This window comes from Pseudolysinimonas yzui (genome assembly GCF_014653215.1).
GTDB classification, from domain to species: domain Bacteria; phylum Actinomycetota; class Actinomycetes; order Actinomycetales; family Microbacteriaceae; genus Pseudolysinimonas_A; species Pseudolysinimonas_A yzui.
This window is the reverse complement of the sequence record NZ_BNAI01000002.1, coordinates 86,567-111,517: the sequence shown is the minus strand read 5'-3', so window position 1 is coordinate 111,517 and position 24,951 is coordinate 86,567. Positions and strand designations below refer to the sequence as shown.

21 protein-coding genes and 1 tRNA gene are annotated in these 24,951 nt (G+C 69.5%); 11 read left to right on the top strand and 11 right to left on the bottom strand.

Annotated features, from left to right (window positions below):
* Nucleotides 1-115: 115 nt before the first annotated feature.
* From IE173_RS06300 to IE173_RS06275, 6 genes are read left to right on the top strand one after another with little or no spacing between them, the layout of a single operon-like run.
* The gene (locus IE173_RS06300; protein WP_191282622.1) at nucleotides 116-1,015 is read left to right on the top strand and encodes a carbohydrate ABC transporter permease; all 900 of its coding nucleotides are present in this window, start codon (nucleotides 116-118) and stop codon (nucleotides 1,013-1,015) included.
* Between the two features lie 2 nt (nucleotides 1,016-1,017).
* Nucleotides 1,018-1,908: a carbohydrate ABC transporter permease gene (locus tag IE173_RS06295; protein ID WP_229841946.1), complete on the top strand. Its 891-nt coding sequence runs from the start codon at nucleotides 1,018-1,020 to the stop codon at nucleotides 1,906-1,908.
* The gene (locus IE173_RS06290) at nucleotides 1,905-3,836 is read left to right on the top strand and encodes an alpha-amylase family glycosyl hydrolase (protein ID WP_191282621.1); all 1,932 of its coding nucleotides are present in this window, start codon (nucleotides 1,905-1,907) and stop codon (nucleotides 3,834-3,836) included. The genes IE173_RS06295 and IE173_RS06290 overlap by 4 nt, the downstream gene beginning before the upstream one ends.
* A 5-nt stretch (nucleotides 3,837-3,841) precedes the next feature.
* Nucleotides 3,842-4,882, top strand: a complete 1,041-nt coding sequence (locus IE173_RS06285; RefSeq protein WP_191282620.1) for a zinc-dependent alcohol dehydrogenase — start codon at nucleotides 3,842-3,844, stop codon at nucleotides 4,880-4,882.
* Nucleotides 4,879-5,673, top strand: coding sequence for a sugar phosphate isomerase/epimerase family protein (locus IE173_RS06280; RefSeq protein WP_191282619.1), 795 nt, complete (start codon nucleotides 4,879-4,881; stop codon nucleotides 5,671-5,673). Before IE173_RS06285 ends, IE173_RS06280 begins: the two co-directional genes overlap by 4 nt.
* Entirely contained in the window at nucleotides 5,670-6,407 is a 738-nt protein-coding gene (locus IE173_RS06275) for a ThuA domain-containing protein (protein ID WP_191282618.1), read from the top strand. The genes IE173_RS06280 and IE173_RS06275 overlap by 4 nt, the downstream gene beginning before the upstream one ends.
* A 1-nt stretch (nucleotide 6,408) precedes the next feature.
* Here the strand turns inward: IE173_RS06275 and IE173_RS06270 are convergent, their stop codons facing one another.
* From IE173_RS06270 to IE173_RS06260, 3 genes are all read right to left on the bottom strand, one after another.
* Nucleotides 6,409-7,722 carry an ADP-ribosylglycohydrolase family protein gene (locus tag IE173_RS06270; RefSeq protein ID WP_191282617.1) on the bottom strand — a complete coding sequence of 438 codons (1,314 nt, stop codon included), beginning with the start codon at nucleotides 7,720-7,722 and terminating at the stop codon, nucleotides 6,409-6,411.
* A gap of 78 nt (nucleotides 7,723-7,800) precedes the next feature.
* Nucleotides 7,801-9,072 (bottom strand): ABC transporter substrate-binding protein, encoded by a 1,272-nt coding sequence (locus tag IE173_RS06265; protein ID WP_191282616.1) that lies wholly within the window; start codon nucleotides 9,070-9,072, stop codon nucleotides 7,801-7,803.
* Nucleotides 9,073-9,201: 129 nt separating this feature from the next.
* Entirely contained in the window at nucleotides 9,202-10,098 is an 897-nt protein-coding gene (locus IE173_RS06260) for a ribokinase (protein ID WP_191282615.1), read from the bottom strand.
* A gap of 65 nt (nucleotides 10,099-10,163) precedes the next feature.
* On the opposite strand from IE173_RS06260, the gene IE173_RS06255 reads away from it, so the two are divergent.
* Nucleotides 10,164-11,177, top strand: a complete 1,014-nt coding sequence (locus IE173_RS06255) for a LacI family DNA-binding transcriptional regulator (protein ID WP_191282614.1) — start codon at nucleotides 10,164-10,166, stop codon at nucleotides 11,175-11,177.
* Nucleotides 11,178-11,226: 49 nt separating this feature from the next.
* Here IE173_RS06255 and IE173_RS06250 read toward each other — a convergent pair whose 3' ends face one another.
* The 5 genes from IE173_RS06250 to IE173_RS06230 form a co-directional block, all read right to left on the bottom strand.
* Nucleotides 11,227-12,108: a nucleoside hydrolase gene (locus tag IE173_RS06250; RefSeq protein ID WP_191282613.1), complete on the bottom strand. Its 882-nt coding sequence runs from the start codon at nucleotides 12,106-12,108 to the stop codon at nucleotides 11,227-11,229.
* A gap of 92 nt (nucleotides 12,109-12,200) precedes the next feature.
* Nucleotides 12,201-13,619 (bottom strand): diguanylate cyclase, encoded by a 1,419-nt coding sequence (locus IE173_RS06245; protein WP_191282612.1) that lies wholly within the window; start codon nucleotides 13,617-13,619, stop codon nucleotides 12,201-12,203.
* A 129-nt stretch (nucleotides 13,620-13,748) separates the two neighbouring features.
* On the bottom strand, nucleotides 13,749-15,191 hold the full coding sequence (locus IE173_RS06240) for a GH39 family glycosyl hydrolase (protein ID WP_191282611.1): 1,443 nt from the start codon (nucleotides 15,189-15,191) through the stop codon (nucleotides 13,749-13,751).
* 44 nt (nucleotides 15,192-15,235) lie between these two features.
* Complete coding sequence (locus tag IE173_RS06235; RefSeq protein ID WP_191282610.1) at nucleotides 15,236-16,399, bottom strand: FAD-dependent monooxygenase; 1,164 nt, start codon at nucleotides 16,397-16,399, stop codon at nucleotides 15,236-15,238.
* Nucleotides 16,400-16,523: 124 nt separating this feature from the next.
* Complete coding sequence (locus IE173_RS06230; RefSeq protein WP_191282609.1) at nucleotides 16,524-19,394, bottom strand: alpha-L-rhamnosidase; 2,871 nt, start codon at nucleotides 19,392-19,394, stop codon at nucleotides 16,524-16,526.
* A 70-nt stretch (nucleotides 19,395-19,464) separates the two neighbouring features.
* Between IE173_RS06230 and IE173_RS06225 the strand changes: the two genes are divergently transcribed.
* On the top strand, nucleotides 19,465-20,133 hold the full coding sequence (locus IE173_RS06225) for a TetR/AcrR family transcriptional regulator (protein WP_191282608.1): 669 nt from the start codon (nucleotides 19,465-19,467) through the stop codon (nucleotides 20,131-20,133).
* 22 nt (nucleotides 20,134-20,155) lie between these two features.
* Here the strand turns inward: IE173_RS06225 and IE173_RS06220 are convergent.
* From IE173_RS06220 to IE173_RS06210, 3 genes are all read right to left on the bottom strand, one after another.
* A tRNA-Arg gene (locus IE173_RS06220) sits at nucleotides 20,156-20,231 on the bottom strand.
* A gap of 50 nt (nucleotides 20,232-20,281) precedes the next feature.
* Entirely contained in the window at nucleotides 20,282-20,698 is a 417-nt protein-coding gene (locus IE173_RS06215) for a hypothetical protein (protein WP_191282607.1), read from the bottom strand.
* Nucleotides 20,695-21,153, bottom strand: a complete 459-nt coding sequence (locus IE173_RS06210) for a GyrI-like domain-containing protein (protein WP_191282606.1) — start codon at nucleotides 21,151-21,153, stop codon at nucleotides 20,695-20,697. Before IE173_RS06210 ends, IE173_RS06215 begins: the two co-directional genes overlap by 4 nt.
* 105 nt (nucleotides 21,154-21,258) lie before the next feature.
* Here IE173_RS06210 and IE173_RS06205 point away from each other — a divergent pair, with 105 nt between their 5' ends.
* The 3 genes from IE173_RS06205 to IE173_RS06195 all read left to right on the top strand — a co-directional run bounded on the left by IE173_RS06205 (nucleotide 21,259) and on the right by IE173_RS06195 (nucleotide 24,932).
* Nucleotides 21,259-23,832 (top strand): ATP-binding protein, encoded by a 2,574-nt coding sequence (locus IE173_RS06205; protein WP_191282605.1) that lies wholly within the window; start codon nucleotides 21,259-21,261, stop codon nucleotides 23,830-23,832.
* A gap of 78 nt (nucleotides 23,833-23,910) precedes the next feature.
* Nucleotides 23,911-24,114, top strand: coding sequence for a hypothetical protein (locus IE173_RS06200; protein ID WP_191282604.1), 204 nt, complete (start codon nucleotides 23,911-23,913; stop codon nucleotides 24,112-24,114).
* 80 nt (nucleotides 24,115-24,194) lie between these two features.
* Complete coding sequence (locus tag IE173_RS06195; protein WP_191282603.1) at nucleotides 24,195-24,932, top strand: enoyl-CoA hydratase/isomerase family protein; 738 nt, start codon at nucleotides 24,195-24,197, stop codon at nucleotides 24,930-24,932.
* Nucleotides 24,933-24,951: the final 19 nt, after the last annotated feature.

The following is a 24,951-nucleotide window of genomic DNA, read 5'->3' as shown; positions in this document are numbered from 1 at the left end:
CTGGGGGCGCAGTGTGTCAAGACCAGGCACCCGACTCGGGCGGAATCCGAGCCGCGCTTGACGGTTCCCGAGGTCGGCAGTAGTTTTAGCAAATCCATTTGCTCAAGGGAGAGCCATGCAAGCGACGAACGTCCGGCTGCGCCGCGCGCTGACGCCGTGGATCTTCCTCCTCCCCTGGCTGATCGGCGCCGCGGCCTTCACGATCGGGCCCGCGCTCTTCGGCTTCGCGATGAGCTTCACCAGCTGGAATCTCCGGTATCCGATCGAGTGGGTGGGTCTCGACAACTACGCCGAGATGCTGACGGACGACTACCGCTTCTGGCTGTCGCTGCGGATCACCGGATTCTTCCTCCTGCTCTCGGTTCCGCTCTACCTCGTCGTCGGCCTCGCCACCGCGCTGCTGCTCAACCAGCGGGTGTGGGGGATCCGGTTCTTCCGCACCATCCTGTTCATGCCGTCGGTGTTGAGCGGCGTCGCGGTCGCCATCCTGTGGCTCCTGCTGCTGAACCCCGACCGCGGCGTGGTCAACACCCTCCTGCGGGCGGTCGGGGTCTCCGACCCGCCCGGCTGGTTCCAGGACCCTGCGTGGGCCGTGCAGGCACTTGTCATCACCGGGCTGTGGGGCGTGCTGGGCAACGGCGCGATCATCTACCTGGCCGGCCTGCAGAACATCTCGCCGACGCTGTACGAGGCCGCGATGATCGACGGGGCCGGCGCCTGGCGGCGGTTCTGGAGCGTCACGATGCCGCTGCTCACCCCCACGCTCTTCTTCATGCTGCTCACATCGATCATCGGTGCATTCCAGGTGTTCGACACCGCCTTCACGATCAACCGCGGGCGGAGCGGCGACTCGCTGCGCTTCTACCTGATCTACCTCTGGGAGGCCGGGTTCCGCGACGGCCGGCTGGGCTACGCGGCGGCCCTCAGCATGGTGCTGTTCCTCATCGGAACCGTCGTGGTGATCGTGCTGCTCAAGACCCAGGACCGCTGGGTGCACTACCAGGACGAGGAGTGACGGTGACCGCGACCATCGAGCGACCCGGGCGCCGCAGGCGCGCCGGTCGAAGCGTCGTGCGCGAGAGCCTCGGCAAAGGCGTGGTCTACATCGGCCTCATCGCGCTGTCCGCGTTCATCATGCTTCCGCTGGGGTGGATGCTGACCGTCGCCCTGCTGCCGGACAATGTGAGCATCTTCACGAGTCCACCCCGGTGGTTCCCGACCGAGTTCTGGCACTGGGAGAACTTCGAACGCGCGCTGTTCAACCCGCAGCGGCCGTTCGCGCTCTACCTGTTCAACACGATCTTCCTCGAGTTCTTCGTGGTGTTCGGCTCGGTGGTGTCGTGCGCCCTCGTCGCCTACCCCCTCGCCCGCATGACCTTCCGCGGGCGCAACGTGATCTTCACGATCGTGATTCTCACGATGCTCATCCCGTGGCAGGGCCTGATGATCCCGCAGTTCGTCTTCTTCTACGAGCTCGGCTGGTACGGCACCTACCTGCCACTGATCGTGCCGTCGTTCACCGGTTCGGCGTTCTTCGTCTTCCTCATCCGGCAGTACATGAAGTCGATCCCGAAGGACCTCGACGACGCTGCGCGATTGGACGGCGCCGGGGCGTTCCGCATCTTCTGGTCGATCATCCTGCCGCTCAGCCGCCCGGCACTCGCGGTGTGCGCCGTGTTCACCTTCCTCAGCACCTGGAACGATCTGCTCGGGCCCGTGATCTACCTGAACCGCAACGAGCAGTTCACGGCGGCGGTCGGCCTTGCCGGGTTCATCTCGACGCAGAACCCGGAGTACAACCTGCTCATGGCGGCGAACCTCATCACGATCATCCCGGTGCTCGTGCTGTATTTCGTCGCGCAGAAGTATCTCATCGGGGGAATCGCGTCGATCGGACTCAAAGGGTGACGCCCCCGACCCGGGTGATCGCGTGGCTGACCGCGGGCACCGTCGTGCTCGCCGCGGCAGGCGCGGGGTGGGCGCTCTCGCGCGAACCCAACCGGAAGCCGCTGCCGGGGGTACCGGGCAAGCCGTTCGCCGAAGGCGGCTCGACGATGAACATCTACGTCACCGCGACGGAACCGTTCGACTTCATGGGCCGCCATTGGGATTACGGCGCGACGACATTCGCGAGCGTCACGAAGCAGATCGAGGCGGGCTACTTCTCCGACCGCGGGATCACCAACCTCATGATGTACGGCCCGTACGCGAGCACCGGGCAGTGGCGCGGGCTGCCCGCGACCGGCGACCTGATGGATTTCGACCCGGCGAACGGAACGCTCGACGACTGGCGCGAGATGGTGACCGCGGCGAACGACCGCGGCATCACCGTGACGATGTACATCGCCCTGCTGTACCTCCACGCGACGAGCCCGATCTTCGTCCAGGCCGAGAAGGACCGGGCCGCGGGAACGGACTCCTGGCACAGCCGGCTCTTCCTCTGGGACGAGCGCGAGCCGAACGGCGAGACGCCGCCGTCCCAGCCTCCGCTGGAGTCCCAGATCGAGCGGCCGATGGAGGGCGACTGGGCCTTCAGCGAGGTCGCTCAACGGTGGTACGCGACCAGTTGGCAGCATCCCGCTCTGAACTATGAGAGTCCGGCCACCATGGAGTTCGCACACGAGGTGCTGCGGTTCTGGATGGACAACGGCGTGCAGGGCTTCGAACTCGACGCGCCCCAGACCATGTGGGGATTCCAGGAGGGTGGGGTCGACGGCGTGGGCGAACTCCGTCACGCCGAGCTCGTGCGCTACCCGCAGGAGTACCGGCCCGAGTGGCAGGTGCGGGTCACCGCGGAGGGCATGGGAACCTTCGATGCCCAAGCCGCGATGGACCGCATCGGGTACACCGACATCATGTTGAACGCCGACTCCGACGACTACTCGTTCGCGCTCGGTGCCGCGGCGGATCCGCCCGACCTGACCCTCGACGAGCTCGAGGCGCACTACGTCAGCTTCCTCGACCACCGGCGCCTCCTCGGCCGTACCAGCTCGGCGCCCGCGACGCAGTCCGACCAGCCGGGTGCGCTGCGCGCGTTCAACCTCGCGGTGCAAGGCGGGTCGGGGGCGTTGATCTCGATCGACCAGCAGATGCTCATCGACGCCCTCCCGGCTCCGGACGTGCAGGCGCTCTTCGACGTCACGACCGCGCTCGCCGCATCACCGGCCGAGGCGCCCGGGGCGCGGCGCGAACGGGTGCCCGCGAGTCCTGCGGCGAGCGGCTATGCGCTGCTGCGCACCAGCGCCGACGGTTCCGCGAGCGCCCTCAACGTGTTCAACTTCGCGGCGACGCCGACCGAGATCACGGTGGACCTGACCGGGAGCGACGTTCGGCCCTCGCAGCCCACGACCGACCTCCGCACGGGAGAGCCGGGACCGGCGATCCGGGATGGCTCGCTGACTGTGACGATTCCCGGCCACGGCTGGCTCTTCCTCGACGTCGCGGCGGACCCGCCTGCCGCCACGACGATGGTCGACAGCGCGGCGGATGCCTGGGGCACCGGTAGCGACTGGGCGGAGGTGCCCGACCGGTCGGCCTATGGCGGCGGCCGGATCGGCGGATCGACCACCGATGGATTCGCCGAGATCGCGTTCACCGGCACCGGCATCGAGGTCCGAGGTCCGGTGGGGCCCGGCGGTGCCGCCGAGGTCGAGATCTTCATCGACGGGGTCTCGCAGGGCACCCACAGCCAGCTGGCCGAGCACACCCGCCACGGGGTGTTGCTGTTCCGCGCCACGGGTCTCGCCGCCGGCGAACACACCATCCGCATCGAGAAGCGCGACGCCGGCAAGGGCTTCGCGGGCATCGACTACGTGCATGTGCACCTGAAAGGCTGAGCGAGATGCCCAGAGTCGTGAGTTTCCGGTCGCCCCGAGTGCTCGAGGTGATCGACGAGGCGGCCCTCGCGGTCGGGCCCGACGAGGTGCGCGTGCGCACCCTGTTCTCGGGCATCTCGGCCGGAACGGAGCTGACGGCCTACCGAGGAAGCAACCCCTACCTCGCCAAGCGGTGGGACGACGAGCGCCGGCTCTTCGTCGACGGTGCCGCGACGCTGGAGTACCCGCTCGACGGCTGGGGCTACGAAGAGGTCGGCGAGGTGGTCGAGGTCGGTGCGGCGGTGACCGGGGTGACGGCCGGGGACCGAGTGTGGGGCACCTGGGGACACCGTTCCGAGACGGTGCTCACCGCCGAGCACGCTCGACCGCGGCTGCTCGACCCGGCGGCCGACCCCCGCGTCGGCATGTTCTCGCAGATGGGCGGGATTGCCCTCAACGTGGTGTTGGATGCCGACATCCACGTGGGGGAGACGGTGGCTGTGTTCGGGCTCGGCGTGCCCGGGCAGCTCGTCGCCCAGCTGGCTCGTCTCAACGGGGCCCGGGTGATCGGGGTCGACGGCGTCGCCGCGCGCCGTGACCTCGCGCTGCGCCTCGGAGCCGACGTCGCGCTCGACGTCGCCGAGGGCCAGGTCGCCGAGCGCATCCGCGACCTCACCGGCGGACGAGGCGCCGACGTCTGTCTTGAGGTCACCGGCAACTACGCCGCCCTCCACGAAGCGATCAGGTCGGTCGCCTACAGCTCCCGGGTCTGCGTCGCCGGGTTCATGCAAGGCGACGGCGCGGGACTGCGGCTCGGCGAAGAGTTCCACCACAATCGCGTTCAGGTCGTGGCGAGCCAGATCTCCGGGGTCGCGCCGGCGCTGCAACACCGGTGGGATCGGATGCGGCTCGACAGCACCGCGATCGGACTCGCTGTCGCCGGGCGGATCGCCGTCACCGAGCTCATCACGCATACCTTTCCCCTCGAGCGGGCGGCCGAGGCGTTCGACCTGCTCGACCAGGCCGGCCCCGACGTTCTGCAGGTCGCGCTCGAGGTGACCTCGTGAGCTTCCGGCTGGCCGCTCAGGAATGGATGCTCGAGGGCGACACGCTCGAGCAGAAGTTCGCGTTCGCACTCTCGGTCGGGTTCGACGGCATCGAACTCGGCGCGGTCGGCGCCGGCGAGTTCGAGCGGCGCGCCGAGGAGCTGAGCGCGGCGCGCGACGCCGGGGTGGTCATGCCGAGCGCCGTCGTGCTTCCGAGCGCCTTCCTGGGCGACTTCGACCCCGGCCGTCGGCGGGTGGCGATCGGCGAGCTCGCCGGCTTCCTGCGCACGCTCGGGCACGCCGGAGCGCACGGGATCGTCTGCCCGAACTCGTTCGGCGTCTTCTCGGCCAAGCTGCCGCCGTTCGACCCGCCCCGGAGCGACGAGGATTCCCGTGCGCTCCTGCTCGACGCCCTTCGGCAGGCGCTGGTGACCTCCGCCGATGTCGACACCGTCATCTACTTGGAGCCACTGAACCGCTACGAGGACTACCTGATCCACACTCTGGCCGACGCATCGAGCGTCGTCGACGAGCTCGCCGACCCCCGCCTGCGGGTGATCGCGGACACCTTTCACATGTCGATCGAGGAGGCCGACGTCGGCCAGGCGATCCGCGACGCGGGCGACCGGATCGCGCATGTGCAGCTCGGCGACAGCAACCGTCTCGAGCCGGGCGCCGGACACTACGACTGGGACGAGACGCTCGCGGCGCTCGACGACATCGGATACGACGGCTGGCTCGCGATGGAATGCGGGCTGAGCGGACCGCCGGCCGACGTACTGCCCCGGGTCGCCGGATTGCTGAAGCGATGACCGGCTCCGCGCCGCTGCGCGTCACCGTCTGGAACGAGGGCGTGCACGAACGCACCAAGCCCGAGATGGCCGGAACCTACCCCGACGGCATCCACGGCGCGATCGCCGAGGGGCTGACCGGGCTGCTCGGCGGCGCCGACATCCGCACCGCCACGCTCGCCGAGCCCGGCCAGGGGCTGCCGCCCGAGGTGCTCGATCAGACCGACGTGCTGCTCTGGTGGGGCCACATGGCGCACGACGAGGTCGACGACGCCCTGGTCGAGCGGGTCGTCGCGCGCGTGCAGGGCGGCATGGGCTTGATCGTCCTGCACTCGGGTCACTACTCGAAGGTGTTCATCCGGCTCATGGGCACGACCTGCTCGCTCCAGTGGCGCAACACCGGGGAGCGCGAACTCGTCTGGACCATCGACCCGACGCATCCCATCGCGGCGGGCATCGAGCATCCGGTCGTCATCCCGGAGCAAGAGATGTACGGCGAGCCCTTCGACATCCCGGTGCCCGACGAGCTGGTGTTCGCCAGTACCTTCGCCGGGGGCGAGGTGTTCCGGTCGGGCGTCACCTACCGCCGCGGTCGTGGACGCGTCTTCTATTTCAGCCCGGGAGACGAGGCGTTCCCGGTGTACTACCACCCGCAGGTGCGGCGGGTGCTCGCCAACGCCGTCGAGTGGGCGCGTCCGGTCGGGCCGGTGGTCGCCCCCGCGACCGCGCACGAGTCGCCGTTGCGCGACCTCTGACTCAGGCGGTTCGCGCGCCCGAGGTGATCCCGGCGCGGGCCAGCGCGCTCGTGCGCTCGGCAAGGTCGGAGATGCGCGAGTGGTCGAACCCGAACAGCGCCGAGCGGGTGTGGTCGCGCAGCGGGGTCACGAACCTGCCCGGCAGCGCGGCCGCGCCGAGCACGACTCCCGCGACGGATCCAGCCGTCGCGCCGTTCGAGTCGGTGTCCCACCCGCCCATGACAGTCAGCCCGACGGTCGCCGCGTAGTCGTTCTCGCCCCAGAGCAATCCCGCCGCGATGAGCGCGGCGTTCGGGATGGTGTGCACCCAGCTGTAGTGCGCGTACCGCTCTTGGATGCCGACGAGGGCCTCATCCCAGCTCAGGCCCTTGCGGCGCATGCCGTTGACGTCGTGCAGGGCCTCGGCCAGCCGGGAGCGCGGCGGCACATGCGCCAATGAGGCTTCGAACGCCTCCGCCACCGTGGATGCCGTGAAGGCCTCGGCGATCAGCGCGGCCGACCAGAGTTCGCCGTAGATGCCGTTCGCGGTGTGCGACAGCGACGCGTCCTGGTACGCCAGCGCCATCGCGGCGCGGGGCCGCCCCGGGTTCACCCAGCCGAACACGTCGCCCCGGATGAGTGCTCCGATCCACTCCCGGTACGGGTTGCGGACGGTCGCCGCGAGTTCGGCGGGCACGCCGTGCAGCAGGTTGAGGTAGGCGGCACGCTCTGCGGTGTAGATCTGGCGGTAGGGGAACAGCTGCAGCCAGGCCTCGCCGACCACCGCCGGGGTGATGTCGCTTCCGTGGGTCTCGAGCAGGTGCAGGCCGAGGATCGGGTAGTCGACGTCGTCGTCGCGCGACCCTCCGTCGACATTTCCGCGCGTCGTCTCGGGCCAGTTCTCCCGCAGTTCATATTCGGCGGGCATCGGGTCGAGCAGCGGGAAGTAGTCGCGCAGCGGGTACGCGCCCGCCTGCTCGAGGTAGCGCCGGATGTGGGAGGAGGTCCAGTGCGGGCCCCACTCGACCGGCTTGCCGAGGTTGCACCCCGCGATTCGCCCGAGCCAGCCGCCGAGCACCTTGTCGTCGACCCGGCCGTCGGGCACCGGGTGCTCGCCGGCCGGTGCGAGGGACTCGAGGATGTCGTCGAGGTCTTCGGGCTCCTCGTAGTCCCACGCACCGGATCGCGGCGCCGTGATCAGCTCGGCGTAGATCTGCTCGAGACGAGGTTCGTCATCGGGGTCGGTCTTCGCGAGCGCCGCGACCGCGGACCCGACCTCGTATCCGGTCTGCTCACGCTGCTCGATCTCATCGGACACGAGGTCGAACGGACTCATCGGTTCATGCACGGCGGCTCATCTCAGATCGTGGTGCGAAAAGGGTGGGCCGATCGACCCCGGCATGACGAAGGGCGGTCAGTCCGCCCCGGCGGCTTCCTTGGCGAGGTCGAAGGTCTCCCAGGTCTTGTCGTTGGCCTGCTGCGCCTTCGGCTGAGCGTCTTCGAGCAGGGGGCGCACCGGTTCGCCGTCCATTGCCAGAACGAAGGCATCCATCAGCGGGGCGTTCCACGCCCACTGGTTGGGGTTGAACACGCTCGTGCGAGCGAGCTTGCTCACCTCGACGAGCTGCTTGCGTCCGTCGGTGTTCGCCCAGGTCTCGGCGACCGAGGTCAGCAGCGGCATCTGACCGTACTTCGCCTGGATCTCCTGGCCCTCGGTGGCCACGAAGGTGAGGAAGTCGATGGCCTCCTCCTTGTGGGTCGCGTTGGCGGGGATGCCGAAGGTGTTCGTCCACACGGGAACCCACGGCTCGTCCCCTTCGACGACGGGCACCGGCGTGAGGCCGAACTCGATGTCGGTCTCTTCGATGGCATCGAGCGCGTAGTTGTCCCCGATGAACATCGCGATCCTTTCGTCGAGGAACAGGGCTTGAAGACCCTGGTCCGCGCCGACGGAGAGCGTCTCGCCGGCCGTCGGAGCATTGCCGTCGGTGACCATGCCGGCCAGCGTCTCGATCGCGCCGATGTAGCCGTCGTTGAGCACGTCGACGATGCGGCCGGTGTCATCCAGGTAGTGCGCGGGGTCGATGTAGGCCTGAAGGGTGTCGCCCCCGCCGCCCCACACCTTGGTGGCCTCGTCACCGGGCTGGGTGAGCTGAGCGGCGAGCGAGGCGAACTCCTGGAAGCTCATCGCCTCGGTCGTCGAGGGGTACGCGACGCCCGCGGCATCGAACATGCCCTTGTTGTAGAAGATCCCCATGTTGCCCACGGTGGTGCCAAGGCAGTAGAGCTGGCCGTCGATGCCGCAGAACGACTCGAGCACGGCGTTGTAGTCGCCGACGTTCAGGCCGTTGTCCGCGAAGACGATGTCGTTGAGGGGTTCGAACTCGAACATGGTCTCTGCGCCGTAGGGCGCCGCGATGTCGGGGGCGTCGGCGAGCAGCGACGTCTGGAGCTTGGTCGCGTAGGTGTCTTCGGGCACATAGGTGATGGCGATGTCGACGCCCTCGTTCTGCTCCTCGAAAGCGGCGACGATCTCTTCGAGCGCGAGATTGTCGTCACCGCCATCGATGGTCAGCAGGGTGACGGTGTCGCTGTCGGCCAGGCCCGCGAACGGCGAACATCCGGACAGGACGAGGACGCCGATCGCGAGAGCGGATGCGGCGGGAAGCTTTCGGGTGATGGTCACGTGGCTCTCCTTTGAGCGCAAATGGATTTGCAGCGATTATGACCCTTCGATCGTCGGCGCGTCAAGCTCCGCCCACTTCGCTGCCCACGCTGCGGGCAAACGGATTTGCGTCACCGCTCGGCGCCGGCTTCAGAGCAGTTGCTCGACCTCCGGCCAGAACGGGATCGACGACGACGCGCCCCGTCGGGTGACGGCCAGGGAAGCGGCGATCACCGCAGCGCGCAGTGCCGACTCGAGCTCGTCGCCCAGCGCAAGGCGCCCGATCAGGAAGCCGGCGAGGGTATCCCCGGCCGCAGTGGTGTCGACCGGATCGACCTCTCGGGCCGGCACCGCGATCGTCACGGCGCCGTCTTTCGCCACGAGCACCCCGCGGCCGCCGCGGGTCATGACGACTGTGGCACCCCCTCTGCTGAGCTCCCGCGCCGCCACCTCCTCATCCGGTGTGCCTGCCAGCTCGCACGCCTCCTGAGCGTTGGGCACCAGAATGTCGGCCAGCGCAAGAACGTCGCCGCCGAGAGGCGTCACGGGAGCGGGCGTCAGCACGGTCGGAATCCCCAGGCCTCGCGCGAACTCGAACGCCTGCGCGACCAGTGGGATCGGGCGCTCGAACTGCGCCACCAGGAACCGGGCCCGGGTGATGGCGGCGCGCGACTCGTCGTCGAGCGTCCTCACGGCACCGTTCGCGCCGGGCACGACGGTGATCGCGTTCTCACCTCCGTCGAGCACCGAGACGACGGCGATTCCCGTCGACACGTCGGTCTCGGTGAGCCCACGGGTGTCGATCCCGTCGTCGCGCAGGGTGCGACGCAGGCTGTCTCCGAGTTCATCGCGCCCCACGGCGCCGAGGAAAGCGACGGTGGCCCCAGATCGGGCGGCCGCGATGGCCTGATTGAGCCCTTTGCCGCCGGGTACCCGGGTGAAGTCTGCGCCGGCCACGGTTTCGCCTGGCACCGGCAACCTCGGCTGACGCACGACGAGATCAACGTTGGCACTCCCGAGCACGACGATGTCAGCCACGATGCTCACGCTCCGAATCTACTCGAATAGAACGACGGCGTCGTAGACTCCCGTCGGACACCGAGAGAGGCAGGATGCATCCCACTCCCCCCGGGGACGCCCCACGTCACCCCCCGACTCGATCCGACGTCGCGCGTCGCGCGGGAGTGAGCACCGCGGTCGTCAGCTATGTCGTCAACAGCGGTCCGCGCCCGGTCGCCCCGGCGACCCGCCAGAGAGTCCTCGATGCGATGGCCGCACTCGGTTACCGCCCGAACGCGGCAGCCCGGGCACTTCGTCTTCGTCGTGCCACCGCGATCGGCCTGGTCGTCCCCGACGTGAGCAACACCTATTTCGGGGCGCTGGCCCGCGAACTCTCCGACCGGGCTTTCACCGCCGGCTACGGACTGCTGCTGGGTGACTCCAACAACGATCCCGAGCGCGAACGCGCGCAGGTCGAGTCCCTCGTGGATCGCCAGGTCGACGGACTCATCGTGCTGAGCCTCGAGCCCGGTTCCACCGTTGAACTCCGGGGCACGCCCACCGTCTACCTGGATCAGCGCAGCCGCCCCGGGCAGGCCTCGATCGTCATCGACAACGCCGGCGGCGCTCGAACCGCTGTCGAGCATCTCGTCGGACACGGCCGGCGTCGCATCGCGCACCTCGGCGGCCTCGCCGGCGCGCCCGGGGCCGACGATCGCGCGCGGGGATGGCGGGAAGCCCTCGCCCGGGCCGGACTCGAATCCGGAGCCGACCTGTCGGTCCAAGCGGACTACTCGCGCGAGGGCGGTCACGCGGCCGCCCGTGACCTGCTGTCGCGACGGCCTCGCGTCGACGCCGTCTTCGTCGCATCCGACGTGCAGGCTCTCGGTCTACTGCGAGCTGCCCGGGAGCTCGGCATCTCGGTACCGCAGGACCTCGCGGTCGTCTCGTTCGACGGCACCGCGGATGCGGTGTTCAGCGATCCCCCGCTCACCGCGGTCGAGCAGCCGCTTGCGCGCATCGCAGATGCCGCTCTCAGTGCCGTGCTCGGCCAGCCCCCACCCCGCGGGCGACAGCAGATCGCCGTCGACCTGGTGATTCGGCGATCCTGCGGCTGCACCGAGTGACCCCGGCGTGGGTGTCATCCCCGATCGACGGTGAGCCGGCGGCCCGTCGTCACGACCTCACCGCGTCGACGAGCGATCCCGGGTCGCTCGTGCAGGCGGCGATGATGCGTTCGACGATCTGTCGCTTGGCCTCGTCGACGTCGTAGTCGGTGACGATGCGGTGCGGCCCGCCCGCGATGGCCGCGAACCGGGTACGGCCGTCCGGGTCGACAGTGATCACACCCTGCTCGATGTGGAAGATCTCGGGTGCCACGAGCAGAAGCAACGCCAGCGGGTCGTGCGGAACGTTCGACGTCGCCCCGGAGACCTTCCAGAATCGCTGCACCTCCGCGTCGATCATCCGACCCAGGGACCCCGCCCTGGCGATCCGTGCCGCGTCGCCACGCTCGAGCCGGACGCGCTCGGTCTGATCGAGCCCGACGACGGTGAGGTTCGTTCCCGCTGCGAAGACGGCGCGGGCAGCGTCGATGTCACACCGGATGTTGTGCTCGACGCGCCCATCCCTGAACTCGCCTCCCATCATGACGATCTCGGAGATCGTGTTACCCGGCCTCTCGACGGCGGCCGCAACGTTCGTCAACGGGCCGATGGCAACGACGAGGGAGGCCGCCGACAGTTCCTCGATCGCATCACGGAAGGTCGAGAACCCTTGCTGGTCGAGACCAACGATCGTCGAGCCCTCGTGGCCGGGCCACCAGACCTCTCGCCCGGACCGTGCCTCGGCCAGGCCCGGAGCGATCGATGGCGCCGTGCGGCCCGCAACGGCGAAGGCCTTCGCGACGATGCGCGCACGCAGGGTCACGTCGCCGTAGACCGTGCAGACGGCGGCGAGTGACAACTCGGGCGATCCCAAGGTCAGCGCGAGCGCCAAGAGGTCATCGACGTCGGTGCCGATGTCGGTGTCGAGGGCGAAGGTCACGGGCGACGTCATCGTCAACGGCTTCATCGTCACTCCATACCGTCTCGTGATCGACGACTCTACTCGTGTAGACTCGCCCGCCACAATCAGGGGTACTGACCGAGCTACGGCCGACTTTGGGAGCGGCCGGCGATGCTCACCCGGTCGCGCCCGCCGTTCTTGGCGCGGTACATCTCGGCGTCGGCGATCTCGAGCAGTTCGTCGGTCGTCGCCGGATGCTCGCTCGCTCGGTGCACGACGACGCCGACACTGGCCGACACCGCGAACCCGTCGGGCAACCACTCCATCGGCCGGCCGATCTCCTCGCGCAGGCGCTCCGAGATCAGGGCGGCCTCCGCGTCATCCGTCTCGGGGCACAGCACGATGAACTCGTCACCGCCGAACCTGCCGATGACGTCGCTGTCTCGAACCACCGCGCGCAGACGCTCGGCGACCTCGCGCAGCACCTCGTCGCCCGTCGGGTGACCGAGCCGGTCGTTGATCGGCTTGAACCGGTCGAGGTCGAGGAACATCATCGCCACCGGTTGGCTCGAGCGCGCGCTCGCGGCGAGCGCCGCCTCGATGTGCTCGCGCAGCAGCGCCCGGTTGGCGAGCCCCGTGAGCTGGTCGTGCAGGGCGAGGTGCGCTAGTTCCTCCTGCAGGCGGACACGGGCGAGCGCCTGCGCGGCCTGCAGGCAGATCGCCTCCACCAGGGCGATCGCGGCGGGCTCCAGCTCGCGTCGGCGGTCGAAGAACACCGCGACGACGCCGAACGGCGCGTGATCGCGCAGCAGAGGGAACGCCGCGAGCCCCTCGAGCCGCGCCGTGCGCATCGCCTCGGCGATCGTCGGATACTGCTCCTCGACCTCGTCGTGCCCGGCAAGGACGATGGGCTCCCCGGTGAGCAACGAGTCCGGCCCGGGGCGGGGATCGTCTTGCGCGTAGAGCCCCGCCAGCGGGTTCACCCCGGCGATGACCTCGAGCTCGCCTGCGGCATCGACGGTCGCCACGCACGAGGCGGACGCGCCGAGGGCATCCCCGACGATGCGAGTCAGAACCTCGGCGAGTTCCGTCTCGGTGGCCGCCTCGGCGAACTCCACCGAGGCGTTCTGCAGCACCTGCACGCGCGCGGCGGCCGACTCGGCGAGCCGTCGCTCGGCGACCAGGTCGCGTTCGTACTGGCTGCGCTCCGTCGCGTCGAAGATCGCCGACCGCACCAGTCGCGGCTTGTCGTCCGGCCCGAGCACGAGCACCGAGTTGATGAGGATCGGCATCACCCGGCCGTCTTTGCAGCGGATGCCGAGAACCACCTCGCGCGTCTCGCCTTCGCGGTGCAGCACCGGCACGTGCCGGGTCTCGTAGAAGACCCGGGTGGCGGGGTCGAGCAGATCGACGAACCGTCGGCCGAGCACATCCGCTTCGTCGTAGCCGGTCCACTCCAGCAGCCGGCGGTTCACCCGCGTGATGCGGTCATCGACTCGCGTCGTGAGATACCCGACGGGAGCGTCGTGATACAGCTCCTCGAAATCCTCGCGCTCGGGCATGCCTCAGCCCTCACGCGGAGGAATCGATGGGGCACGGGTCTCCACGTGATCAACCTACCGGGGCCCTCCCGAGCGTGATCCCCTGATCCGGCCTGTCGATGGGCTCGACGGCACGGGGCGGACGACGTCCTAATGCTCTCCGGCAGCGATCTCGACCAGCACGACCGATTGCGCCTCGGTCGCCACGTCGAGCTCGAGGACACCCTCGTGCGAGACGGCAGCCGGGCCCTCCGACTGCCACCCCCCATGTAGAGCGTGCTTTCTGATCGCGACCGTGCGGCCCGGCCACGGCAGGTGGCTCATCGTGATTCGCGCCGACCCGACCATCGCTGACGCCAATCCGGAGCGCTGCGGGGGAAGGCGGAGGCCGAGCTCGATACGTTGCGGACCGATCGGGATCGTGAACCGGAACTCGTCGCTCTTCCGGGGCTCGAGGGCAGAAGCGGGCGCGACGAAGTTCGCGATGAGGATGCGGACGACATCCCCGTCGAGGCTCGCCACGCAGGCGAATCCCGACTCGTCGCCGCCCGTCACCGCCAGACGCCGGCCGGTCATCGCACGACCGATGAGGGCGAACGCGGTGGCTCGCTCATCGGGAACTCCGTCGGCGTACAGCCCAGCGGGGTCGTCGAATCCGTAGTGCGGATCCTTGCCACTGTCGGCCCGGAAGAAGAACGCCTCGTCGATGAGGGTGTCCTGCAGATAGATCGCCGCGGCGGCCTGGAACGCGGCCTTCTCGTCCGACGGCGCCGAGTTGCTGGGGACGGCGAGGTAGTTCCAATACGACAGCAGGAGCCGCGTGTCGGTGAAGCCGAATCCATCGAGCAGGGAACGAAGTTCCTGGGCGACGAAACGGAAGTCGAGCGGGTCGCGTGAGGCGTCGGTGAACCAGAGGAACGAGAAGAAGTCGAGCCGCAGGCCGCGCTCGCGAACGAACTCGAGGAAGCCCTCGCGCAAGGGCGCGTCGCGGTTGAGCGGGAAGGCGAGCGAGGGTCCGCCCACCTCGAGGGTCTCGTCGACCCGCGCGACGGCCGTGACGAAGGCCTCGTACATGGCGTAGAAGGCGTCGGCAGGACCGTCGAAGTGCAGCGGCCCGAGGTCGGGCTGGTCGCCGAACTCGAAGCGGCGCACGGGCTTCGCCGGTCCGTTGGCCCAGCCCGCGGCGTAGTGGCGCACGACGTGCTCGACGACGACGCCGTAAGTCGCGACGTCGAGCGCGGGGAGCTTGTTCTGCGGAATGGAGCTGGCGATCGTGAAGAGCACCTCGGCGCCGATGCCGTGCACGGCATCCACCCATTCGTCGGTCGCCGCGAAGTTGTAGCTCGCGGGATCCGTCGGATCGGCGTCCCAACGCGGGAAGAGGCTCTCGGGGTTGTCGCGCGTGTCGAGCCGCGAGACCCAGTCGAACGAGCGCACCACCGTCAGCCCGGCCTCGCGCCAGAGCGGCGTCAGGTCGGGGAAGTCGGGGTAAGCGGTCACCGGGCCCGGCACCCCGCCGGCCGCCCGGTGGGGCCGGAAGGCACTGGTCGCGCTCGCATCGATCTCGAGCTCGCGCACGGTCGTCGGGGTCATCGATCCATTCCTGGGGTCGGGGGAGTTCGGGGACGTGTCGTCGGTCAGTACGGCTGGGCGAGCAGCCGGTTGGAGTACTCGTTGGCGATCGGCTCGTCGTGGCGCAGCCACGCGTAGCGGCGTTGCAGAGCCTCATCGGTGAGCGTGTCGAACTCCTGGTACATCGACTCCATCGACCGGTCGCGCACGGCCCGCACCCTCGGGAGGCGGCGCGCCATGAAGCGGATCTGGGTTTCGACGAGCGACTGGTCGCGGCCGAGCTCCTGGGCGATCACCACGCCGTCCTCGATCCCCATGGCGGCCCCCGACCCCAGATACGGCACCATCGCGTGCGCCGCGTCGCCCATGATCATCACGCGACCCCGGAACCACGGGTAGGGCACCCACACCGTCGAGTACGGCGAGTAGGTCACGCTCGGCGCCGAGCGGATGAGCTCGATCGACTCGGCCATGAAGGTCGAGTCGCCCATCAGCGCGCGCGCCCGCTCGTACATGATCTGCGGCATCTCTGCCGGGTCGTAGCGCGGCCGGTCCTGCTCGGCGACGGTGAGCACGATGTACATGAGGTCGTCGGGCAGGGGGGCGAAGACGAACTTGCCTCCATAGCCCTGACAGAACATGGTGCTCTCCAGTCCCTCCGGCCGCGGCAGCGGGATCCGCCACGCGACCCCTCCGGCCGGGGTGGGTCCGTACTGCGTTCCGAAGTACTCGTCGCGGATCTGGGAATTGACGCCGTCGTAGCCGATCACCAGGTCGTACCGGCCGGAGCCGCCGTCGCTGAAGACGACGTCGACACCGTCGGGGTCCTGCTCGAGGCTCGATACGGTCGCCGACATGCGGAAACGGCAGCCGAGCTCGGTCGCGCGAGCCGTCGCCGCCTCGACGAAGCCGAGCCGCGACAGGTTGAGGTTGCTCGGCATCCCCTCCTCGCCCTCCTCGTAGTAGAGGTCGCAGAGGTGGTTGCCTTCGTTGTCGTAGTACGTGAGTCCGGCACCGACCGTGCCGATCGCGACGCACGCGTCGAGCAGACCGAGCTCCCGGATCGCGCGCATCCCGTTGGTGCGCAGCCCGAAGCCGACGCCCGGGGCGCGGCTCGCCGCCTCGATCTCGACGACGTCGACTTCGAGGCCGGCCTGGGCGAGCGCGATGGCCGCGGACAGCCCCCCGATTCCGGCGCCGACGATCAGGATCTTCCGGGTGGGTGTCATCGAGAGGCTCCTTCGCACATCCGATTCCGATCATCGCGAGAGAAGCGCTCATCAGGGAACCTGAAATCGCCGATCAGGACATCGACGCCGTCGATACCCCGGGAGCGCGTCCCCGCGCCGACGATCAGTGCTTTCCGTGGTCGTGCCATTCAGGGTTCCTTCGCTCGTGGGTCTCGAGGGTGAACGTGAAGCGGCCGCTGCCGGGCCCGAGGGGCACCTCGCCGTCCTTGTCGGGGTCGACGGGATGACCGTTCGCATCCACGACCGATCCCGTGACGGCGGGGAGGACGATCGTCGAGGTGGTGTTCGACGGCACGTGGACCTCGACCTCGACGTGATCGCCGCGGCGATGCCACTCGCACTGGAGCGCGCCGTACGGCGTCTCGATGGTGGCGCTCACGTCGTCGAGCCCGCTCGTGAAGGCGGGCTCGATGCGCGAACGGCGGAATCCCGGAGCCGTCGCCTGAAGTCCTCCCAGACGCCGGTACATCCAGTCGTCGACGCAGCCGAAGGCATAGTGGTTGAACGACAGGTCGGTGACGACACCGTCGGGCTGGATCGCCTCCCAGCCCTCCCAGATGGTCGTCGCGCCGCGATCGACCTCGTACAGCCACGACGGCGCCGTGTCCTGCCAGAGCAGCGTGAGCGCTAGATCCCGGTGACCGTGCGTCCACAGCACGTCGAGCAGGAACGGCACGGAGACGAACCCCGTGTCCAGGTGATCCCCGGCCTCGTGGATGAGCTCGACCAGCCGATCCACCACCGCGCCCCGCAGCCTCTCGGGGACGGCCCCGAAGGCGAGGGCGAGCACCGACGGCCCTTGCAGATCGCCCAGGATGCGGCCATCGTCGCCGATGTACTCGTCCGCGAACGCCGCCCACACCCGGTGGGCGCGGCGACGGTAGCGTTCCGCGTCGGCGTCGTGGCCGAGAATCTCGGCGACCTGCGCCACGATCTCCAGAGTGCGCCCGTGGAACAGGCAGCCCACGACCTCGCCGGTGCGGCGCGGGGCGTTCATCTGACTGCCATCAGGGCCGCGAAGCGTGCTCGGAGCGAGCCAGTCGCCGAAGTGCGGCACGGTGTTCCAGAGGTACTGCTGGCGGTCACGCTGGACAGCCGAGAGCTCGACGCCGGCCAGCCTGGGCGCCACCCCCTCCGTTGCGGACCGGATCTGGTACTCGACCCAGGCCACCATGGCCGGGTAGTTGTCGGCCAAGACCCGACGATCGCCGTACCGCTCGTACAGCACCTGCGGGACGATCGCGATCGCGTCGCCCCACCCCGCCGACGAGGCCAGGAGCAGGATCGGGTCGTCGTAGCTCGGCGGGGGTGCGTGCATCAGGAAGTCGAGCTGGGGCGGGATGGGCGAGATGTTGACGATGCGTCCGTCGGGCAACTGGTCGTCACGCACGATGCGCAACCAACGCGACAGGAATGGCCCGACCGCCATGTTCGTGGCGGCGGTGGGGGCGAAGATCTGCAGGTCGCCCGTCCACCCGTACCGCTCGCGCTGCGGGCAGTCGGTGGGGATGGAGAGGAAGTTGCCGCGCTGGCTCCACACCGCGTTCTCGTGCAGCCGATTGAGACGGTCGTCGGAGCACCGGAAGCTCCCGGTGACCCGCAGGTCGCTCCCGGTGACGATCGCGGTGAAGTCGGACTCGTCGAGGTCGTCGGGGAACCCGGTGAGGCGCACGTAGCGGAAACCGTGGAACGTGAAGGTCGGCTCCCACACCTCGCCGCCGGGAGTCCCGGCAAGGGTGTACACGTCGGTCTGGTCCTTGTTGGGGCCGAGGATGTTCATGAAGAAGTTGCCGTCGTGGTCGAGCACCTCGGAGTGCTGAAGGCTGACCTCCTGACCACGTTCCCCTTCGACCCGGAACCGCACGCGCCCCGCGATGACCTGCCCGAAATCCACCACGATCTCGTGGGCCGGCGTCCGGAGGATCTCGACGGCGGGCAGTTCGAGCACTCGACGCACCGGTTCGCCTTCGAACGGGACGAGCCTCTGCTCGGGGTGCGCGACGGTCACCGGGGACCAGTCGCCGTCGTCGAAGCCGGCCGTGCTCCAGCCGGTCCAGGCGATTCGAGCGTCGTACCCCTCGCCCACCGCGAGGTCGGCGTATCGGATCGGACCCCGCGTGGAGCTGCGCGCCGACCCGTCCGACGAGAACACGTGGGTGCGACCGTCCTCGGTCTCCACGTGCAGTTGCCAGTACGCCCGCAACCGATCGCCGTAGCCTCGGCTCGACCCGAGGATCCCGACCCGACCCGCATACCATCCGTCCGAGAGCACGATGCCGAAGACGTTCGGTCCGACCCGCACCGCCGACGTCGCGTCGTAGGTCTGGAACGACAGCGAGGCGCCGTAGGTCTCGACCCCGGGGGCGAACACCTCGTCGCCGAGGGGATGCCCGTTGAGCTCCGCCTGATAGATGCCGTGCGCCGTCGCGTACACCCGTGCGCGCACCGGCACTCCGTCGAGTTCGAAGCGCTGTCGCACGTAGGGGGTCGGCAGCAGCCGTTCCCCGGGAGGCGTGTCGATGCGGAGCGAGAACAGCTCCGCGAAGTTCTGCGCACCGTCCGGGCGCACCGACTCTTGCTCCGGTTCGACCCAGTGAGCTTCCCACTCGGCGGGGTCGAGGATGCTCGTCTCGAACGTCGACTCGGCCCACCCCGTCGGGTCGGGCGATCCCTCGGCCCAGACCCGCACACGCCAGGAGTAGGCGGTGCGCGATCGCGCCTCGAATCCCGGCACTTCCACGAGAACGGAATCGGCGGACTCGACGCGACCCGTCGTCCAGACCGCCCCCTCGCGATCATGGATCACCAGCTCATACGCACTCTGAACGTGACCGGTGGACCCGGCTGGGAGCTGCCATGAAAAGCGCGGGCGTGAAGTCCACAGTCCGATCGGCGCGGCCAGCTGCTCGACGCGGAGGTACTCGAGGTGCACTGCCCTTCCTCCCAGCGACGATGCGGCGACGTCTTCGACCATACTAGAATTAGGATTCTATTTCATCCCCGGGTGTTGTTCGAGGGAATTGTCCGTGGAAGGTGGAATGCCGATGCCGGCTGGATCCGGAATGCTCGAGCCCCAGCAGGCCCGCAGCAGGGAGTCGCTCGCGCGCGTGCTCGATGCCACGCTCGACCTGCTGGTCGAACGACGAGACAGCAGCCTCACCATCGCCGAGGTGAGTGATCGGTCCCGCGTCTCGGTCGGGTCGATCTACGCGCGATTCGATGGCAAGAGTGCGATCGTGCGGGCCGTGCAGGAGCGCGAGCTGGACCGGATCGACGCGCGCACCAAGACTGCGTTCGAGACCGCCGTGCATGCTGAGCGCGCATTCGAGGAGAACGTCCGCGCGCTGGTATCGGCCCGGGTGACGATTCTTGCCAGCGAAGCCCCGATCATCAGCGCGCTGATGCTCAGCGCATATCGTGATTCGACACTCGTCGCACGGGGCCGCGAGTCGGCGCTGCTGGCTCAAGGGTGGTTTGTGGCAGCGCTCGCCCGAGCATGCACAGAGAACGGTTCACCGGTGACCGCCGCGCGGGTGGAGTGGTGCGACGAGATCGTCTACAGTCTCGCCTCCCGGCACCTGGGGCTCGGAATCGGTGCCGACTTCAGACCCGATCGGACGTTCTCGGCATCCCAGCTCGTCGAGGAACTGACCTCCACCGTGCTCGCGCTCCTCCCCGTCGAGGACCACGTCGCATCTCGGGTCGACCGCTGATCGGCGTGACCAGCACTTCTCATGGTGCGCCCGGAGGGATTCGAACCCCCAACCTTCTGATCCGTAGTCAGATGCTCTATCCGTTGAGCTACGGGCGCGTGGCTGGCTGACCGAGACCGATGGAACGGTGGTCAACCTGACGACTATATCAGCGGCGGAAGAGGTCGCGGCACAGCACGATGCCGGTAACGAAGAGGGTGACGACGGCCGCGACGTAGAGGGCGTAGGTTCCCGCGACGATCGCGAGCGGCCAGCCTTCGGCCTCGGTGCTTCCCGAGGCGAGGCCGGTCGCGTTCGCGAACAGAGCGGTGGCGGCGAGCAGCACCACGACCGCTGCGAGGAGTGCGCCGATCGGCCAGCGGCGTCGCCGCGACACCAGGGCGGCCCCCAGCAGCGCGGCACCGCCCGCCAGCACGACGAGGAACAGCTCACCGGGCAGCAGGAAGTCGAGGTGGAAGCCCCCGACGAACAGCGAGGCGATCGCCAGGCCGACCGGCGCGACCAGAGGAAGGCCGACGAGTACCGTGCCGACGACGGCGAGCAGCCGCGCGACCACGGGGCTCATGCGAGGGGCCAGCAGATCTGGGTGCGCCAGTTCGCCGGATCGGGTTCCGTGTCAGGGTCGCTGAGGTAGCACTCCCACATGATCTCCGACGGCGTCAGCTTCTGCTCGGCGAAGTAGCGCTGCACGTCGGCGTAGGTGTTCTCCATCGTGTCGTACGGCCCGATGTGGGTCGCCTCGACGGTGCGACCACCGGGAAGGGTTCCCGGCACGACCTTTCCTGCGGGGGTGATCGGGGTCGCGACGGGGAACCCGGCCTCGACGTCGACGACCTCCCCCGGCATGCCGTAGTACTTGCCGTACGGCGGGCCAACCGGATGGAGCCCCTGTGCGCCCAGCGCCTCCATGGTCGCCGAGAAGGCCCGGGAGAAGAAGTCGGTGAGCTCGGCCATCGGCACCGTCTCCCGCACGCCCGCGGTCGGCTGCTCGTGATGCTCGGTGATCTGGATGTCGGTCATGCGCACGATCCTCGTCATCGGGGCGGAGCGCGAGTAGGGCCGAAGGTCCTCAGGTCGGCCCTGCGCCCGGTTGCGAATCCCGACCGTCGCGGGCATGCTCCCACTATGTCCAGGGACCTCCTGGAGCGTGGGCCCGAGCTGGCCGGGCTCCGCACGGCTGCCCGAGCGGCCGCGGAGGGACGCGGTCGCGTCGTGCTGCTCCACGGGGAGGCCGGCATCGGCAAGTCCAGCCTGATCCGTGCCCTGCGCGCCGACCCGCCCGACGAGGCGCGGGTGCTCGTCGGGTCGTGCGACGCGATGTCGACGCCGCGGACGCTCGGTCCGCTGCGCGATCTGACCGACGCGGTCGGTGCCCGCCTCGCCGAGGCATTGCGTGGCGGCGATCGGGACGAGGTCTTCAGCGCGATCCAGGAGGAGCTGAAGGCTGCGCCGGGCACCATCCTCGTCATCGAAGACGCGCACTGGGCGGATGAGGCCACCCTCGACGTGGTGCGCTTCCTCGCCCGGCGCATCGATACCCTCCCCGGAGTGGTGGTGCTGACCTATCGCGACGAGCTCGACCGCGACCATCCGCTCACACGGCTGCTCGGTGACCTCGGACACCGCGACGGCGTCGACCGCATCGCCCTGCAGCGTCTCTCACCGGGGGCCGTGGAGGCGCTCACGGCGGGGAGCGGGCTCGACGCCGATCGCGTGTTCGCCCAGACCTCGGGCAACCCGTACTTCGTGAGCGAGCTGGTCGCGTCAGCCGATGAGGCGAGCGTGCCGCCGACGGTCGTCGCCGCCGTCACGGGACGCCTTCGGCGTCTCGATCGGACGACCCAGGATCACGTCGAGCAGCTCGCGGTCGTGCCCTTCGTCGTCGACGCCGAGCTGCTCGAACGGCTGGTCGACGGCGCAGGTGCGCTCCAAGCCGCGGAGGAGGGCGGCATCCTCGACGTGAGCCCCGAGGGGGTGCGCTTCCGACACGAGCTGACCCGCCGCGCCGTGGTCGACGCGCTGCCCGCGTCGCGCCGCATCGAGCTCGAGCGCCGCGTGCTCGCGGCCCTCCTCGACACCGGCCTCGCCGACCCGGCCCGGCTGGTGCACCACGCGCTCGCCGCCGGTGACGTCGAGGCCGTCGTGGAGTGGGCTCCGCGGGCCGCCCGCGACGCGGCGGCCTCGAGTGCTCACCGCCAGGCCGCAGAGCACTACCGCGTGGCGCGCAACTACGCCGACCGGTATCCGCTCGGGGAGCGGGCCGACCTCGTCGAGGAGTACGCGATCGAGGCGTACACGGTCGGCCTGGGTCACGAGGCCGTGATCGCCCAGCTGGACGCGGTCGGGCTGCGCCGGGAGCTCGGTGACCCCGAGCGGCTCGGGGCGAGCCTGCGCTGGCTCTCCCGATTCCAGTGGTTCGACGGCCGGCGGGCCGACGCCGAGGTCTCGGCGCGTGAGACATCCGCCGTGCTGGTCGACGCCGCCGACCGGAGCCTCTACGCCCTGGCCATCAGCAACGAGGCCCAGCTCGCCCTGCTCGCCCACGACACCGCCCGAGCGCTGGAACTCTCCTCCCGCGCGATCACCATCGCCCGGGAGGCAGGCCATGCCGGGGCCCTGTCGCACGCTCTGACCAACTACGGCACGGCACTCATGTACCGCGGCGACCTCGACGGAATGCAGCAACTCGTCGAGGCCGGCGAGGTCGCGCTCGCGGTCGACGACATCGAGGATGCGGCCCGTGCGGCCGTCAACCTGGTGTGGGGCCTGCTCGATCAGTACCGGTTGCCCCTCGCCGAGCTCCACCTCGACCGCGCCCTCGAGGTCACGGAACGCGCCGAGTACATCGGCTTCGTCACCTACCAGCAGATGGAACAGGCGCGGCTCGACCTCGCGCGGGCACGCTGGGATGACGCCCTGGCGATGGTCGACCCGCTGCCGGATCCCCCGCACGCCCGGTGCGTCGCGCTCACGGTGACCGGAACCGTGCGCCTGCGCCGCGGCGACGAGGGCGTCGACGAGGCGCTCGACGAGGCGAAGCGCCTGGCCGACCACCTCGGCGAACTCCAGCGCCGCGGCCCGGTCGCCGTCGCCCGGGCCGAGGCCGCCCTGCTGCGCGGCGACCCCGCCGAGGCGAGGGCCATCGCACGCCCCGAATACGAGGATGCCGTCCGCCGCGAGGCGGCGTCGTTGCGCGCCGAACTCGGCGACATTCTGAGGCGGTCGGGCGACGACGACATCCACATCCCGGAGCGCGACGCGTTCCCGGCCGCCGTGCAGGCCCGCGGGGACTGGCGGCGCGCCGCCGAGCTGTGGCGCGAGGCGGGAGCCCCGTACCACGAGGCCGTCGCCCTGTCCGAGAGCCCCGAGGATGCCGACCAGCTCGAGGCGCTGGCGATCCTCGATCGCATCGGCGCGGTGCCGCTGGCGCGCCGGATCCGGGCGGAGCTGCGCGAGCGGGGGGTGCGGAGCATCCCGCGCGGACCGTCGACCACGACGCGCGGGAACCCCGAGGGCCTGACCGAACGTCAGGTGACCGTCCTGCGGCTGATGGCCGAGGGCCTCACCAACGCGGCGATCGCGGACCGGCTGGTGGTGTCGGTGCGCACCGTCGACACCCACGTGGCCGCGGTGCTCGCGAAACTCGGCGTGCAAACGCGGCAGGATGCCGTGCGGGCCGCCGCGGAGCTCGGAATCTGAGATCTCGGTAGTCGCTCGCACCGATCTCGGTAGTGGTCACCGACGAGGCGGCACCCCCTCGCGCGGTGGACTACCTGCATGAACAACGCACTCCCCCTCGAATCGTCCATCCGGGTGTCCGGCCTCGCCCGCCGCATCCGTCTCGCCCTCGCTCGCCGGGTCTTCCCCCCTCGGCGGGAACTCAGCCGCGAGGAACTCGCACAGCTGCGCGAACAGCACCTGCTGGCCGAGCGCCTCCTCGACGGCGCCCGCACCTCCGCCTACACCGCACGCCTCTTCTGATCCGGCCCGACGTCTGGTGCTTCCGCCGGAGGTGTCGGTATGCTGACCGAACGGTAAGTAAGTAATTCGGAAGGCGGGGCATGGGCGACCTGCGCATCGCGGTGACGGCGGATCGGGTCGAGGTGATCCTCGACCGGCCCGAGGCCCGCAATGCCATCTCGCGCGGGATGGCCGCCGAACTGCACGCCGTCTGCGCCGACCTCGAGACCGACCCCCGCATCCTCATCATCGCCGGCAGTACGGACGTCTTCGCATCGGGTGCCGACATCGCGGAGCTGCGCGACCGCACCGCTGACGACGCGCTCGCCGGCATCAACTCGCGGGTCTTCGACCGCATCGCGAAACTGCCGATGCCGGTCATCGCCGCGATCGACGGCTGGGCCCTCGGCGGGGGCGCCGAGCTCGCCTACGCCGCCGACATCCGCATCGCCGGCGAGGGGCTGAAGATCGGCAACCCCGAGACCGGCCTCGGCATCATCGCCGCCGCCGGAGCGACCTGGCGGCTGCCGGCGATCGTCGGCCCGGCGCTCGCCGCCGAGCTGCTGCTCACCGGGCGCACCCTCGACGCCGCCGAGGCGCTCGCGGCGGGACTCGTGAGCCGGGTCGTGCCGTCACCTGAGTTGCTCGCCGCCGCCCACGAGATCGCCGACCGGATCGCCCGCAACGACCCGCTCGCGACCCGCCTCACGAAGGCGGTGCTCGCCGCTCCCCGCGCGGCGCACCCCGCGATCGACGACCAGACCCAGGCGCTGCTGTTCTCGTCGCCCGAGAAGCACCGGCGGATGACGGAGTTCCTGAACCGGAAGAAGACGCCGTGACGGTTCCCGCGAAAGTCGG